A 13,517-nucleotide genomic window follows, 5' to 3' on the forward strand; every position below is an offset into this window, starting at 1 on the left:
GCACCCGAACACCGGCAAGCCGCTCCCATCGCCGTCACCACCGCACCGGCGCCAAGCCGCTACGGATACCGGTGACCGACCCAACCGCGGACACCCCGCGGTGCGAAGCCACCGCGCCGCGAGCCACGGGCGGCCCGGTGGCTCACCCCGTGGACCGGTCAGGATCGGAGAAGCGCGTCTCGGCTCCGCGGCCTAGCGTGAAGCCACCGACACAGACCGTCGGGGACACCGCACGGAGGAGCACACCATGACTGCCGGCCTCAAGACGATCATCTACCCCGTCAAGGACCTTGCCGCGGCGAAGGCCCTGTTCAGCGCGCTGCTGGGCGTGGAGCCGTATGCGGACGAGCCGTACTACGTCGGCTTCAAGGACGCGGGGCAGGACGTCGGCCTCGACCCGAACGGCCACGCCAGGGGCATGACCGGTCCGGTGCCCTACTGGCACGTCGACGACATCCGCGCCACGCTCGCGGCGCTGGTGGCGGCCGGCGCGGAGACACTGCAGGACGTGCAGGACGTCGGCGGGGGCAAGCTGATCGCCTTCGTCAAGGATGCCGACGGCAACCTGGTGGGGGTCACTCAGGACCCGCAGGCCTGACCTCCAGCCCCCCCCCTGCTTGCACGTGCACTAGTTGCGCAGGCAACAATTGGCCGGAACGGTGTTACCGTGCATGTATGGCGGTGAAAACGGTCGGGACCGGCCTTGAGGAGCGGTGGCGGGACATCCTGTCGGTGCACGCGCGCACGATGTGCGAGATCGATCGCGTGCTGCACCCGCACGGGCTGGGCGCGAGCGATTTCGAGGTGCTCGACATCCTCGCCACCGAATCGCCCCGGGAGGGCGACCAGTGCCGGGTGCAGAATCTCGTCGGCCGGGTGCACCTCAGCCAGAGCGCGTTGTCCCGCCTGATCGGCCGTCTGGAGAAGGACGGCCTGGTGGAGCGTTCCGTGTGCGTGGAGGACCGGCGGGGCGTGTGGGTGTCCCTCACCCGCAAGGGCCGCGACCTGCACTCCGAAGTACTGCCGCTCCAGCGCGAGGTGCTGGCGAAGATGCTCGACGGCTAGGAGCGGCGGACGCCGTGCCTCGTGCTCGTTGAACTCCGCAGCGCCGACGCCCTGTTCGGTGACCCCGGCCTGCCTCCTCCGAAATACTCCGACGTTCCCCGCCGGGCATGACCGGCCTTCCTCGGGCCATGCTGAACAGCAGACGCCGAGCAGGGAGGGAGCTGACGCGCCTTGGCCGGGGATGAGGAGCGGGTCGCCGAGTTCAACAGCTACACGACCGGCTCGCTGGAGGAGGCGCACGCGGCCATCGCGGCCCACTACTACGACCTGCGTCTCGAAGTCACCGGCCGGGCAGCGGAGTTCACGACCAGGCTCAGTGTGGTCGATCTCGGCGCCCTCGTCGTGGGTGACATCAGTTTCGGCACCGAGATGCGGATGGGTTTCGGCGAACCGGGCGTGTACCACGTCGCCGTGCCCTTCGACGGCTGCTTCAGCGTCCAAGAGGGGCGCGGGGGCGTGGAGTTCGCGACCGAGCGGCGGGCGGTGGTCTTCGATCCGGCCCGGGACATCCACATCGACAGGTGGTCCGCCGACTGCCACGCACTCACCGTGAAGGTCGACAAGGCGGCGCTGCTACGGCAGTTGGAGGTGCTGCTGGGCCGGTCGGTGCGGCGCCCGCCGCGCTTCCAGCCGTACATGGACGTCTCGCGGGGCCCGGGCCTGAGCTGGATGCGCCTCGCTACGTGGAACCTGCTGGAACGGGACGTCCCGCTCGGGCTGCTGAGCCATCCGATGATCCGCGGCCGTCTCGAACAGACCCTCCTGGAAGGGATGCTGCTCGCCACCGACCACACCTTCCGCGCCGCGCTCGACGCCCCTCCCCCACCCATGCGCCCGGCGTCGGTGAAACGGGTCATGGACGCCGTACAGGAGCAGCCCGCCGAACCGTACGACGCGAACCGGCTCGCGGCCATCGCCCAGGTCAGTCTGCGCACCCTGCAGGAGGCTTTTCGCCGGCATGTCGGCATGTCGCCCATGGCGTACGTCCAGGAGGTGCGTCTCCAGCGTGTTCACCGGCAGCTGCGGGCGGCGGCGCCGGGGACGACGACCGTGACGGACGTGGCCCACGCGTGGGGTTTCGTCCATCTGGGCCGGTTCGCGCGGCGGTACCGGGAGCGCTTCGGTGAGTCACCCTCGCAGACCCTGCGCGCCGTGTGAGCCGTCGCGCCCGCCGATCCGCCGCGTTTTGCGGACATGCGCCACGTATTCCGGAGCGACGGCCCGACGGATCGGTCCTATCGTCGGGTCACGGCGATCGCACAGCGTGCCGGGGATGAGCAGGGTCGGCGCCGCTCATCCCTGTTCTCGTGTGCGAGAACCCGGGGGCGACAGCGGGAGCAGGTCGCGCCCTCTCGCGGGCCCGGCTGCTCCCCCTCCGTCGCACGTGGTGGCCGGGCCCCACCGCGTGGGCCCGGCTTCGGTCTCAGCCCAGCGGCCGTGCCAGCAGGGTGCGCACGCCCTCGGAGGTGAGGGTCAGCGGGTGCGTGGAGCTGGCGTCGATCGACAGCGAGAGATCGCCGTCCGGCCACTGCGCGGCGAGCGCGCCCAGCGGCACCAGTCGGTAGCGGGAGACGAACGGAAGCAGTTCGGCCATCTCCGTCTCCGAGGTGAACACCGGCACCACGGGAGCGCCGTCCTGCTGCTCCAGCACGGGCAGCGCCACGGTCGTGTCCTCGTCGGCGGCGTCATCGGGCACCGGAATGAGCACGTCACTGGTCGCGAGCGTGTCCAGCGCCGTCGCGTCCTCGGTGTTCTGCGTCAGCGCGTCCAGCGCCCGCTGAGCCGGTGTGGCGTTGTGGTCGTTTGCGGGTGTGTCCATGGCAGATCCCCTGGTAGCGGCGGTCTTGCGGCCCGCCCGTGGGCATGATCGCCCGGGGCGCGGTGCTGCTCGCGTACCCGAGCGTGCCGAGGGCATGCGTTCGGGGCGTCAGGGAATCAGGGCGATGTGCTCCGAGGGCGGCCCGAGGGCGTCGCATCCGACCCGGCGTACGAGGGGTTCGTATGCCGGGTCCCGGGGCGGTCGGGATGCGACCGGCGTGCGCCATGTCGGCGGTTGTCGACTGCGCGGTTCAGCGGTGCTTCACGCCGGGCTCGGCGGCCGGGGCCAGGGTGGGGCCGGTGACCGGGACGTCGCCGAGGGCCTGGTCGACGGCGGCGAGCAGGTCGGCGGACAGTTCCACGCCGGAGGCCGCGGCGTTGGCGTGGACCTGGTCGGGGCGGGAGGCGCCGGTGATCGCGGAGGCGACCTCGGTGCGGCGCAGGACCCAGGCGAGCGCCAGGGTCGGCATGCTCAGCCCGGCCTCCTCGGCGATCGGCACCAGGCGCTGGACCGCTTCGAGGGTGGCGTCGTTGTAGACGAGGTCCTTCGAGACGGCCATGTCGGCGGAGGCGAACCGGCTGCCCTCCGGCACCGGCTGCCCGGGCTTGTACTTCCCGGTCAGGACGCCCTGGGCGAGCGGTGACCACACGATCTGCGAGATGCCGTGGGCTGCGCCGAGGCCGAAGACCTCGGCCTCGGGGGCCTGCCACAGCATGGAGTACTGCGGCTGGGAGGAGACGAACAGGTCGGGGCCGGCCAGGTCGACCGCCGCCCGGATCTGCTCCGGGGTCCACTCGCTGAAGCCGATGTAGCGGGCCTTGCCCTGCTCGACGACCTTCTGGAACGCCTCGACGGTGTCCTCGATCGGCACGCTCGTGTCGAAGCGGTGCGCCTGGTAGAGGTCGACGTGGTCGGTCCTGAGGCGGGTGAGGGAGGCGTCGATCTGCCGGGCGATCTGCGCGGCGGACAGGCCCCGGTCGGCCGGGTCGTCCGACATCGGGAAGTAGACCTTGGTGGCCAGGACGTAGGAGTCGCGCGGGTGGGCGGACAGGATCTCGCCCCAGGCCTCCTCGGCGGCACCCCGGCCATAGGCGTTGGCGGTGTCGAAGAAGTTGATGCCGGCGTCGAAGGCCGCCTCGGTGCAGGCGCGGGTGGCGTCCGCCTCGATGCCACCGGAGTAGGTGAGCCACGATCCGAGCGAGATCTCCGAGACGTTCAGGTCCGAGCTGCCGAGTGTGCGGTACCGCATGGTTGTCGCTCCTTGTTTCGGGCCGGCCGCCCGCCCGGGGGCGGGTCGGCCAGGCTGCTCCTCACGCTGCTGTCCACCGGATCGACGACCATGCCACCGCGCCCACCGACCTGGCCGGCTCGTCTCACTCGGCGTCGAGCTGGTGGTCGGCCCAGACGTAGCTCTCGGGCAGCAGGTCCATGATGCGCACGGCCCGGATACGGGCACCCGTGCCGACGATGACCGCGATGTCGGGGAAGTAGTCGAGCAGGACCTGCCGGCAGCGGCCGCACGGCGGAACGATCCCGCGGTCGCGGTCCCCCACGGCGACGATCGTGTCCAGCTCGTACACGCCCTGGGCGGCCGCCGTACCGATGAGGACCAGTTCGGCGCAGGGGCCGCCGGTGAAGTGGTAGGCGTTCACGGCGGTGACGATCCGCCCGTCCCGGGCACGGGCCGCGGCTGCCATGGTGTGGTTGTCGCCCCGGCAGCGGGTACGGGCGACCTCCTCCGCGGCCTGGACGAGTTCATGGTCGACGGGCCGGTTCTGCGGGGTCAACTTCGCTTCCTTTTCTGTTCGTCGGCCGTCGGCCGACGGCCGGATGAGGTCGGCCGGGGTGGCGGGCGCATGCAGAAGCCTGTCGCCTGAGGAAACCCTGTGGTCGTCAGGACGGTCGCGGGGAGTCCTCATCCCTCGCGCAGCGCCCGGTCGATCTCGCCCAGCGCGCCGATGAGCCGTGTGTAGTCGTCGCGGGCCGGTGGCGCGACGAAGTACCGCTCCACGACCTGCGCGTGCACGGCCGCGGCCTGGAGAAACACGGTGTGCCCGTGGTCGGTGGGCTCCACCAGGACACTCCTGCGGTCCCCCGGCGAGGGCGCCCGGCCCACGAGACCGGCCTCTTCCATACGGTCGATCAGCCGGGTGATGCCGCTGCTGGTCAGCGTGAGGTCGTCGGCGAGCTCACGCTGCGAGACCTCCTCGCCCGGCTGGCGGCAGAGCCTGATGAGGACCTCGAACATCGTGTGCCCGATACCGCACTCACGCCGCAGGGCGGTGTCGATCCGCTGCTCCAGCCGGGTCGCGGCCTTGATCAGCAGCCCGAAGTCACGCACTCGGGGGCTGTTCGCCGCGCGGGCGGCCTCACCGCCCCGCCGGGTCCTGGCATCCACCGTCCACGCCCTCTCCTGCCGTGACTCCGTCCGTACCTGCCCGGCCAGTTTACTGCGGAATCATCTACCAACATCTCAATTACTGAGCAATCAATTGCTGAGCAGTCAACTAAGTCCTATGCTCGGCCTCCCCGGCGGAGAGCGTCACAGAAGGGAATGCCCATGGACCTGCAGCACTGGCTGGGCCGAGCCACCGAAGCGATACAGGAGTGGGCCGACGGTTTCGGCCCCTACGAGCCGCACCCCTCGCTCCATGTCGACGACGACCGCTTCGCCGCCGCCTTCCAGGAGTTCACGGGACGGCTGGGCGACAACTACCCCTTCTTCCACCCGCACTACGCGGGGCAGATGCTCAAGCCGCCGCACCCCGCGGCCGTGGTCGGCTACCTCACCGCCATGCTGATCAACCCCAACAACCACGCCCTGGACGGGGGCCCCGCCACCGCGAGGATGGAGCGCGAGGTCGTCGCGCAGCTCGCCGCGATGTTCGGTTACGACACCCACCTCGGCCATCTCACGACCAGCGGCACGATCGCCAACCTGGAAGCCCTGTTCGTCGCCCGGGAGCTGCATCCGGGCCGTGGGATCGCCTACAGCGCCGACGCCCACTACACCCATGGGCGGATGTGCCACGTACTCGGCATCAAGGGCCACCCGGTGCCCACCGACGAGCACGGCCGGATGGACCTCGACGCCCTGGAGGACATCCTGCGCGGCGGCGAGGTGGGCACCGTGGTGCTCACCACCGGCACCACCGGTCTGGGTGCCGTCGACCCTGTTCACCGGGCCCTGGCGCTGCGGGAGCGGTACGGCGTCCGGCTCCATGTGGACGCCGCCTACGGCGGCTTCTTCACCCTGCTCGCCGGCGCCGACGGCCCCGAGGGCATCCCGGCAGAGCCCTGGCGGGCCATCGCCCGGTGCGACTCCGTCGTCATCGACCCGCACAAGCACGGGCTCCAGCCCTACGGCTGCGGCGCGGTCCTCTTCCGCGACCCGGAGGTGGGCCGCTTCTACCTGCACGACTCGCCGTACACGTACTTCACCTCCAGCGAGCTGCACCTAGGTGAGATCAGCCTGGAGTGCTCGCGGGCCGGTGCCTCGGCCGCCGCCCTGTGGCTCACCTTCCGGCTCCTGCCGCCCACCCCGGCGGGCCTCGGCCGTGTCCTGGCCGCCGGCCGGCGCGCCGCCCTGCGCTGGTCGGACCTCATCACCGCGTCCGAGGCGCTGGAGCTGTACCAGCGGCCCGAGTTGGACATCGTCAGCTACTTCCCGCGGGTCGAACCGGCCACCCTGAGCGGGATCGACGCGGCCTCGGCCCGGATCCTGGCGGACGGCATGGCCGACGCCGATCCGGTGTTCCTGAGCACCCTCAGGGCCGACCGCGAGGCGTTCACCACCCGGCATCCGCGGGCCGACGCGGACTCCGACGGGGCCCGTGTCCTGCGCAGCGTCCTGATGAAACCCGAGTCCGAGCACCACGTGGAACACCTCCACGCCCGGGTCGAGGAGCTGGCGCGGGCCGTCTCCGGTACCTCCTCGCGTGCACGTGTACTGCGAGCGCAGTAGAGGCAAGTGTCTGCGCACGGCCAACGACGGGAGAGCCCGGGACTGCGAGCGTGAGGGTGGGCCGGGAAAGCGCCGGCCCGATCACGTGGTGCACCCCTGGAAAGGCTCGTCGATGTCCCCTCTCGCCCGCTGGTGCCACCGGCACCGGCTCGCCGTCGTCCTGGCCTGGGTGGGCCTGCTGCTCGCCCTGGGGGCCGGAGTCGGCGCGGCCGGCAGCGCCTTCGGCAACAGCCCGACCTCGCAGGACACGGACTCGGCCAGGGCGACGGCCCTGCTGCGGCAGGCCTCCGACAGCGCGGCAGGTGAAAGCGGCAGGATCGTCTGGCAGGCCGATGGCGGCAAGGTCACCGGTCCGGACACCGAGCGGACGATGAGCGCCGCGCTGGAGCGCATCTCCGAGGCCCCCGGCGTCGCCTCCGTGACCAGCCCGTACACCGCGGCCGGCTCGGCTCAGGTCAGTCAGGACGGCAGGACGGCCTACGCCACGGTCGCGTTCGAGCAGGACGTGAGCGACGCCCGGATCGAGCACGTCAAGGAGCTCGCGACCGCCGCGGAGTCGGACCGAGTGCACATCGCGCTCAACGGTCAGGCGTTCACCGTCAACCCCGCGACGAACCCGGTCGCCGACGCCATGGGCATCGCCCTCGCCTTCGTCGTGCTGCTGTTCGTCTTCCGCGCGGTCTGGGTGGCGGTACTGCCGATCGTCACGGCCGTCGTGGGCGTCGGCACCTCCGCGGTCGCGGTGATGCTGCTCAGCCACGTCATCACGCTGTCCGACACCACACTGACCCTCGGTTCGCTGATCGGCCTCGGAGTGGGCATCGACTACGCCCTGTTCATCGTCAACCGGCACCGCGCCCACCTCAAGGCCGGCATGGGAGTCGCCGAGTCCACGGCCAAGGCGCTCAACACCTCCGGCCGTGCCGTGGTGTTCGCGGGGCTCACCGTCGTCGTGGCCCTGCTCGGCATGCTCACCCTGAACGTCGGCATCATCAACGGCATGGCCATCGGCGCCGCCGTCACCGTCGTGCTGACCGTGCTGGCCGCCATCACCCTGCTGCCCGCGCTGCTCGGCATGATCGGACCCCGGGTCCTCAGCCGCGGCGAGCGCCATGCCCTCGCCGTACACGGGGGCGGCCCGGAGGACGGGACCGGCCTGTGGGCCCGGTGGGCGCGGCGGGTGCAGGACCGGCCCAAGGCCCTCGGACTGCTCGCCCTCGCCCTGCTGGCAGCGCTCGCCTTCCCGACGCTGTCGCTGCGCCTGGGCGCGTCCGACGACGGCAACCTGCCCACGACGTCGACGAACCGTCAGGCGTACGACATGATCGCGGACGGTTTCGGGCCCGGCTTCAACGGCCCTCTCGTCCTTGCCGTGCAGGCCCCCACCGGCGCCGACAAGGCGGCCGCGGCCAAGCTGGTCACCGCCCTTCAGCAGGTCGACGGCGTCGCCGGTGCCGCTGCCGCTCCGATGAAGGAGGGGCAGACGGTCGGCGTGATCTCCGTCGTGCCCACCACCTCCCCGCAGTCCGCGGCCACCTCCGACCTGATCGGCCACCTGCGGGACAAGGTCATCCCGCCGGCGGAGCGGGGCACGTCGATGAAGGTCTACGTGGGGGGTCTCACCGCGAGCAACGAGGACTTCGCGTCGGTGCTGATGGGCAAGCTCCCGGTGTTCGTGCTGGTGATCGCGGCGCTCGGGTTCCTGCTGCTGACCGTAGCCTTCCGCAGCCTGCTCGTCCCGGCGGTCGGCGCCGTGCTGAACATCCTCAGCATCGGGGTGGCCTTCGGCGCGATCGTCGTCGTCTTCCAGTACGGCTTCGGCGCCTCGCTCCTCGGGCTCGGCTCCGCCGGACCCATCGAGTCCTTCGTGCCGATCCTGGTCGTCGGCATCATGTTCGGCCTGTCCATGGACTACCAGGTCTTCCTGGTCAGCCGGATGCGCGAGGAGTGGGCCCGCACCGGCGACAGCCACCGCGCGGTCCGGGTCGGCCAGGCGGAGACCGGCAAGGTGATCGCCGTCGCCGCCGCGATCATGTTCTGTGTCTTCGGCTCCTTCGTGTTCGGCGGCATGCGGGTGATCTCCGAGTTCGGCGTGAGTCTCGCCGTGGCCGTCGCCCTCGACGCGCTGCTGATCCGGATGGTCGTCGTCCCGGCGCTCATGCACCTGTGCGGTCGGGCGAACTGGTGGCTGCCCCGGCGGCTGGACAAGGCGCTGCCGAACGTGTCCGTGGAGGGGCCGGCGGACCATCCGGACCCGGCGCGGCACCCGGTCCGCGAGCCGCAGCCGACCGGCTGAGACGGGTGATGGCGAGCGGCGTCGTGGAGTGGGGCGTCGTGGAGTGGGGCGTCGTGGCGTACGGCAGCGTGGCGTGCGGCGTCGTGGCGAGCACGTGTGCGGGTCGGCAGGAGCCGGGAGCACCCATCGGGCCCGCGCTCCTTACAGTGAGGAAATGCAGGTGACAGCGATGAGGCGGTGGGTGGCCCGGCATGAGCGGATCGCGGACGCGTTGCCCGCGGTGGCGCTGCTGGTCGTAGCCGTCGGCGCGGCGGCCGCGGGAGACTCCGGCTGGCGCGAGCCCCGGGCGGCGGGGGTGGCCTGGACGGCACTGTCCTGCGTGCCCCTGGTGTTCCGGAGCCGCTGGCCGCTGCCCGTCGTCGTGCTCACCCTCGCGGTCGACCTCACCGCCATGGCCGTGGCCCCCGACCGGGTGTTGGCACCGGCGGCGAGCCTCGTCGCCGTGTACACCCTCGCCACGCGCAGCGACCGGCGCACCGCCTGGACGGTCGGCGTCCTCGCCGCAGTCGCCGTCGCCGGCGTCTACGCGGCCGGCCACCAGGAGCCGCTGCTCGTGGGGACCAGTCTGCTGCGGCTCGACTTCGTGATCGCGGCCACCGCCCTGGGCGACGCCGTCCGCAGCCGGCGTCTGCACCTCGCCCGGGTCGAGGAACGCGCGGAACGCGCCGAGCGCACCAGGGAGACGGAGGCCCGGCGACGCGTCACCGAGGAGCGGGTGCGTATCGCGCGCGACCTCCACGACGTGGTGGCCCACCACATCACCCTCGTCAACGCCCAGGCAGGGGTGGCCCATCACCTCATGCGCACCGACCCCGACCGCGCCTACGAGGCGCTGGCCCACATCAAGGAGACCAGCCGCGCCGCGCTGGACGAACTGCGGGCCACCGTCGGCCTGTTGCGCCAGCCCGACGACGCGCCCGACTCCCGGGCGCCGCTTCCCGGGCTCGCCGACCTCGACACACTGGTCGGCGGCATCCGGGCCGGCGGTCTGTCCGTCACGGTGTCACGCACCGGCCTGGTCCGTCCGGTGGCCCCGGCGACCGAGCTGACGGCCTACCGCATCGTCCAGGAGTCCCTCACCAACACCCACAAGCACGCCCGCGCGGCGCACGCCGACGTGGTCCTGGACTACGGTGCCTCGACACTGCGTGTGACCGTCAGCGACGACGGACGCCCCCGCGCTCCCAAGGGTCCCGGCACCGGTCACGGACTGATCGGCATGCGCGAGCGTGCCACCGCCATCGGCGGCACCCTGACCGCCGGCCCGCAACCCGACGGCGGGTTCCGGGTCGTCGCCGAACTGCCCCTGTCCCTCACCCCCGCGACCGCCTGACCGCGCCGAGGAAGCACCGCCCATGACGATTCGCGTACTGCTCGCCGACGACCAGGCCCTGCTGCGCGGCACCTTCCGCCTGCTCATCGACGCCCAGCCGGACATGGAGGTGGTCGCGGAGGCCGCCAACGGCCGCGAGGCGGTGCGACTGGCCCGGTCCGAGCGGGCCGACGTGGTCGTCATGGACATCCGGATGCCGGAGGTCGACGGCATCGAGGCGACCCGGCTCATCGACCGGGACGAGGACCTGGCCGGCGTGAAGGTCCTCGTCCTGACCACCTTCGAGGTGGACGAGTTCGTGATCGAGGCGCTCCGGGCGGGCGCCAGCGGCTTCCTCGGCAAAGGAGTGGAACCGGCCCAACTCCTCGACGCCATCCGCCTCGTCGAGGCCGACGAGGCACTCCTGTCCCCCGCGGCCACCAAGAGCCTCATCGCCCGCGTCATGGCCCAGCCCGCGGCGGGCGACCTCGCCGACCCGGCCCGCCTGGCCGCGCTCACCCCGCGGGAACGCGAGGTGATGTCCCTGGTGGCAACCGGTCTGTCCAACGACGAGATCGCCGAACGCCTCTTCGTCACCCCGGTCACCGTCAAGACCCACGCGAACCGCGCCATGGCCAAGCTCGGCGCCCGCGACCGCGCCCAACTCGTCGTCATCGCCTACGAGACCGGACTGGTCCGCGCCGGAGAGCGCAAGGACTGAGCCACCCGCGCGTGCCGTACACGATCATCACGCCTACTCTTCCTCTGTTCGAACACTCACGGTCGTGGGTCGAGACGGGGGAAGACACACATGGCATATCGGCGCGCGGTGATACCGGCCCTGGTCGGCGCACTGGTGATCACACTGCTGCTGTGGTGGGCGGGGGCGAGCGCGCAGGCACTTCAACTGCGCGGCAGCACCGGCGTGTTCGACGTGGACTCCGTCAACGAGTTGCGGCGGTGGCTCGGGCCCTGGTCGTACGACTCGACGGTGCTGTCCTCCGACTGGTCCGGGGGCACGGGCTCGGGCACGGCCTCGGACGCCCGCTACGCCGGTCTGTACAGCACCGGGATGCAGATCAGGTTCGTGTCCCTGTTCGCGTTCTTCCTGGCCGGCGCACTGCTCCTGATCCGCAGGCTCCCGCCGGTCCAGGGCCGTACCCCTGCCACGCTGCTCGCGCTGTGGGCCTGGGGCCCGGTGGCCGCGACCCTGGCCGTGACGGTCTCCGCGCCCTGGCTGATCGCGTCCCGGGGACGTGGCAGCTACCGGATCCTGCCGCAGCTCGCGGGAGTGATCGCGTCGAGCGGGCCGGTCGCGGTGGCGGCGGGGCTGGCGGCCGCCCTGCTCACCGTGGTGGTGGCGCGGATCACCGCCAGGGGTGCGGACCCGCTGCCCCGGCGCGAAGTGCCGCCGCGCGCCGCCCGCCTGGCCGCGAGCGTCGGAACGGCGGTGGTCGCGCTGTCGCTGGTGGTCCTGTCGTACGAGTCGGTGGCGGCCTGGATCCAGACCTCGTTCGGCGGGGCGGGCCTGCTGTCCGAGCCCGGGGACCTGCTGCGCCTGTGGCTGCTGCTCGGCGCCTGGTCCGGCCCCTCGACCACGTCCTTCGGCCAGTGGCTGCTGTACCGGGCCGCCGACGTGCTCCTGCTGGCCGTGGTGTGGTGGTCGCTGCGCCTGCTGCCCGCTCTGCTCACCCGGCCCACCGCGCCGGCGATGGCGGTGGGCTCGGTCTGCGCGACCGTACTGGGGCTGTTCGCGAGCCAGGTCCTGCACATGGCGATCGACGACACCGCGTCCGTATGGGGCCCCGTCCACGTGCTGTCCCCGCTCGGCACGGGAGCACCCGCGGCCCTCACTTTCGGCATCGCGTCGGGCCTCGCGGCCCTCGCAGCACTGCGGCTCGCCGGGGACCGCGACCCCGTGCCCTCAGCTGTCGCCGCCTAACTCCCTTGGCAGCATGCCTAGATGCGCGTCGACACCACTTACGAGGGCGCACTTCGCCGTCGATGCGACCAACGGCTCCTACAGGCCGTTCGTCACGAGCCGCGGCGTGCGGCGCGTGCCTCGACTGTCGGGTCCCGTACGAACTCATCGCGGTGAGGGGCGCCGCCACTCCCCCGCCTCAGCGCGCCGCCATCGCGTCCACGCGTCGCATCACCTCGCGGCAGAACGCTCCGACGCCCGCCGGGTCGTCGATGAACTGGTTCGGTTTGACGCAGAACGTGGTGAAGCCCTGCTCCAACTGTTCCGGTATGGAGGCCAGAGCCGCGCCCAGGTCGGCCGGGGAGTGGTCGTCGGGGAAGACGGCGGAGGTGCCGCCGATCATCTCCAGGTCCGCGGCGTCGCGGCCGGCCGCGGCCATCGCCTCCTTCAGCGAGCGCAGATCCTCGGGGGCCGGACGGCCGAGCGGGTGGAAACCGTGGCCGTATTCGACGAGGCGGCGCAGGACGGGTCCGTGCAGCCGCTGACCGCCGAACCACAGTCTCGGGCCTTCGGGGCGGTACGCCTTGGGCTCGAAGTACACGTCCCGGAAGGGGTAGTGCTCGCTGTCGTGGGAGATCGGCGAAGGTCCCCATGCTTTGGCCCAGACCCGCAGGTGCTCGTCGAGGAGCCGTCCGCGGCGGCCGAAGGGCACGCCCAGCGCGTCGTACTCGTCCCTGCTCCAGCTGACCGTGGGCTGGACGACCAGCCGTCCCTCGCTGATCAGGTCGAGTGTGCCGAGTTCCCGCGCCAGCAGCAGCGGATGCCGCAGGGGTGCGAGGACGGCCGCGGCGGCGAGGCGCAGCCGTGAGGTGACCGAGGCGATGGCCGCGAGCAGGAGCAGGGAGTGCGGCCAGGGCGTGAACGGGTCCTGGTTGCCGGGCAGCGCGTAGTCGCGGGGATTGCCCATGATGCCGGCGGCGGCCGCGTCGGGGCCGAGGACGACGTGTTCGCTGACCATGACCGCGTCAAAACCGGCGTCCTCGGCCTCGCGGGCCCAGCGCACGGCCGCCGGCAGGTCGGCCCGGCCACCGGTCAGGGTCCAGTTCTCGCTGAGGACGAGCAGCATGCGGGGGTGGGAGG

At 71.8% G+C, this 13,517-nt stretch carries 13 protein-coding genes; 8 read left to right on the forward strand and 5 right to left on the reverse strand.

Annotated features, from left to right (window positions below):
• Positions 1-247: 247 nt before the first annotated feature.
• From EHS43_RS22320 to EHS43_RS22330, 3 genes are all read left to right on the forward strand, one after another.
• Positions 248-598, forward strand: coding sequence for a VOC family protein (locus tag EHS43_RS22320; protein ID WP_125192542.1), 351 nt, complete (start codon positions 248-250; stop codon positions 596-598).
• A 77-nt stretch (positions 599-675) separates the two neighbouring features.
• Positions 676-1,065, forward strand: coding sequence for a MarR family winged helix-turn-helix transcriptional regulator (locus EHS43_RS22325; protein WP_125192543.1), 390 nt, complete (start codon positions 676-678; stop codon positions 1,063-1,065).
• A gap of 171 nt (positions 1,066-1,236) precedes the next feature.
• The gene (locus tag EHS43_RS22330; protein WP_125192544.1) at positions 1,237-2,223 is read left to right on the forward strand and encodes an AraC family transcriptional regulator; all 987 of its coding nucleotides are present in this window, start codon (positions 1,237-1,239) and stop codon (positions 2,221-2,223) included.
• A gap of 265 nt (positions 2,224-2,488) precedes the next feature.
• Here the strand turns inward: EHS43_RS22330 and EHS43_RS22335 are convergent, their stop codons facing one another.
• The 4 genes from EHS43_RS22335 to EHS43_RS22350 all read right to left on the reverse strand — a co-directional run bounded on the left by EHS43_RS22335 (position 2,489) and on the right by EHS43_RS22350 (position 5,282).
• On the reverse strand, positions 2,489-2,884 hold the full coding sequence (locus EHS43_RS22335) for an SseB family protein (protein WP_125192545.1): 396 nt from the start codon (positions 2,882-2,884) through the stop codon (positions 2,489-2,491).
• 250 nt (positions 2,885-3,134) lie between these two features.
• On the reverse strand, positions 3,135-4,133 hold the full coding sequence (locus EHS43_RS22340) for an aldo/keto reductase family protein (RefSeq protein WP_125192546.1): 999 nt from the start codon (positions 4,131-4,133) through the stop codon (positions 3,135-3,137).
• 124 nt (positions 4,134-4,257) lie between these two features.
• Positions 4,258-4,671, reverse strand: a complete 414-nt coding sequence (locus EHS43_RS22345; protein ID WP_125192547.1) for a cytidine deaminase — start codon at positions 4,669-4,671, stop codon at positions 4,258-4,260.
• 128 nt (positions 4,672-4,799) lie between these two features.
• Positions 4,800-5,282, reverse strand: a complete 483-nt coding sequence (locus EHS43_RS22350) for a MarR family winged helix-turn-helix transcriptional regulator (RefSeq protein ID WP_125192548.1) — start codon at positions 5,280-5,282, stop codon at positions 4,800-4,802.
• 162 nt (positions 5,283-5,444) lie between these two features.
• Between EHS43_RS22350 and EHS43_RS22355 the strand changes: the two genes are divergently transcribed.
• From EHS43_RS22355 to EHS43_RS22375, 5 genes are all read left to right on the forward strand, one after another.
• Positions 5,445-6,848, forward strand: a complete 1,404-nt coding sequence (locus EHS43_RS22355; RefSeq protein ID WP_125192549.1) for an aminotransferase class V-fold PLP-dependent enzyme — start codon at positions 5,445-5,447, stop codon at positions 6,846-6,848.
• Between the two features lie 112 nt (positions 6,849-6,960).
• Entirely contained in the window at positions 6,961-9,144 is a 2,184-nt protein-coding gene (locus tag EHS43_RS22360; RefSeq protein ID WP_125192550.1) for an MMPL family transporter, read from the forward strand.
• A 154-nt stretch (positions 9,145-9,298) separates the two neighbouring features.
• On the forward strand, positions 9,299-10,477 hold the full coding sequence (locus EHS43_RS22365) for a sensor histidine kinase (protein WP_125192551.1): 1,179 nt from the start codon (positions 9,299-9,301) through the stop codon (positions 10,475-10,477).
• 22 nt (positions 10,478-10,499) lie between these two features.
• The gene (locus EHS43_RS22370; RefSeq protein ID WP_125192552.1) at positions 10,500-11,177 is read left to right on the forward strand and encodes a response regulator transcription factor; all 678 of its coding nucleotides are present in this window, start codon (positions 10,500-10,502) and stop codon (positions 11,175-11,177) included.
• A gap of 90 nt (positions 11,178-11,267) precedes the next feature.
• The gene (locus EHS43_RS22375) at positions 11,268-12,398 is read left to right on the forward strand and encodes a hypothetical protein (protein WP_125192553.1); all 1,131 of its coding nucleotides are present in this window, start codon (positions 11,268-11,270) and stop codon (positions 12,396-12,398) included.
• 178 nt (positions 12,399-12,576) lie between these two features.
• Here EHS43_RS22375 and EHS43_RS22380 read toward each other — a convergent pair whose 3' ends face one another.
• Positions 12,577-13,503 carry a TIGR03619 family F420-dependent LLM class oxidoreductase gene (locus EHS43_RS22380; protein WP_125192554.1) on the reverse strand — a complete coding sequence of 309 codons (927 nt, stop codon included), beginning with the start codon at positions 13,501-13,503 and terminating at the stop codon, positions 12,577-12,579.
• Positions 13,504-13,517: the final 14 nt, after the last annotated feature.

The sequence above is a fragment of the Streptomyces sp. RP5T genome, from assembly GCF_003933965.1.
In the GTDB taxonomy this organism is placed as follows: domain Bacteria; phylum Actinomycetota; class Actinomycetes; order Streptomycetales; family Streptomycetaceae; genus Streptomyces.

Bases quoted from the DNA above. Each gene is read 5' to 3' on its own strand.
- EHS43_RS22320 (WP_125192542.1), top strand. From the start codon at position 248: ATGACTGCCGGCCTCAAGACGATCATCTACCCCGTCAAGGACCTTGCC.
- EHS43_RS22325 (WP_125192543.1), top strand. From the start codon at position 676: ATGGCGGTGAAAACGGTCGGGACCGGCCTTGAGGAGCGGTGGCGGGAC.
- EHS43_RS22335 (WP_125192545.1), bottom strand. From the start codon at position 2,884: ATGGACACACCCGCAAACGACCACAACGCCACACCGGCTCAGCGGGCG.
- EHS43_RS22340 (WP_125192546.1), bottom strand. From the start codon at position 4,133: ATGCGGTACCGCACACTCGGCAGCTCGGACCTGAACGTCTCGGAGATC.
- EHS43_RS22355 (WP_125192549.1), top strand. From the start codon at position 5,445: ATGGACCTGCAGCACTGGCTGGGCCGAGCCACCGAAGCGATACAGGAG.
- EHS43_RS22360 (WP_125192550.1), top strand. From the start codon at position 6,961: ATGTCCCCTCTCGCCCGCTGGTGCCACCGGCACCGGCTCGCCGTCGTC.
- EHS43_RS22365 (WP_125192551.1), top strand. From the start codon at position 9,299: ATGCAGGTGACAGCGATGAGGCGGTGGGTGGCCCGGCATGAGCGGATC.
- EHS43_RS22370 (WP_125192552.1), top strand. From the start codon at position 10,500: ATGACGATTCGCGTACTGCTCGCCGACGACCAGGCCCTGCTGCGCGGC.
- EHS43_RS22375 (WP_125192553.1), top strand. From the start codon at position 11,268: ATGGCATATCGGCGCGCGGTGATACCGGCCCTGGTCGGCGCACTGGTG.
- EHS43_RS22380 (WP_125192554.1), bottom strand. From the start codon at position 13,503: ATGCTGCTCGTCCTCAGCGAGAACTGGACCCTGACCGGTGGCCGGGCC.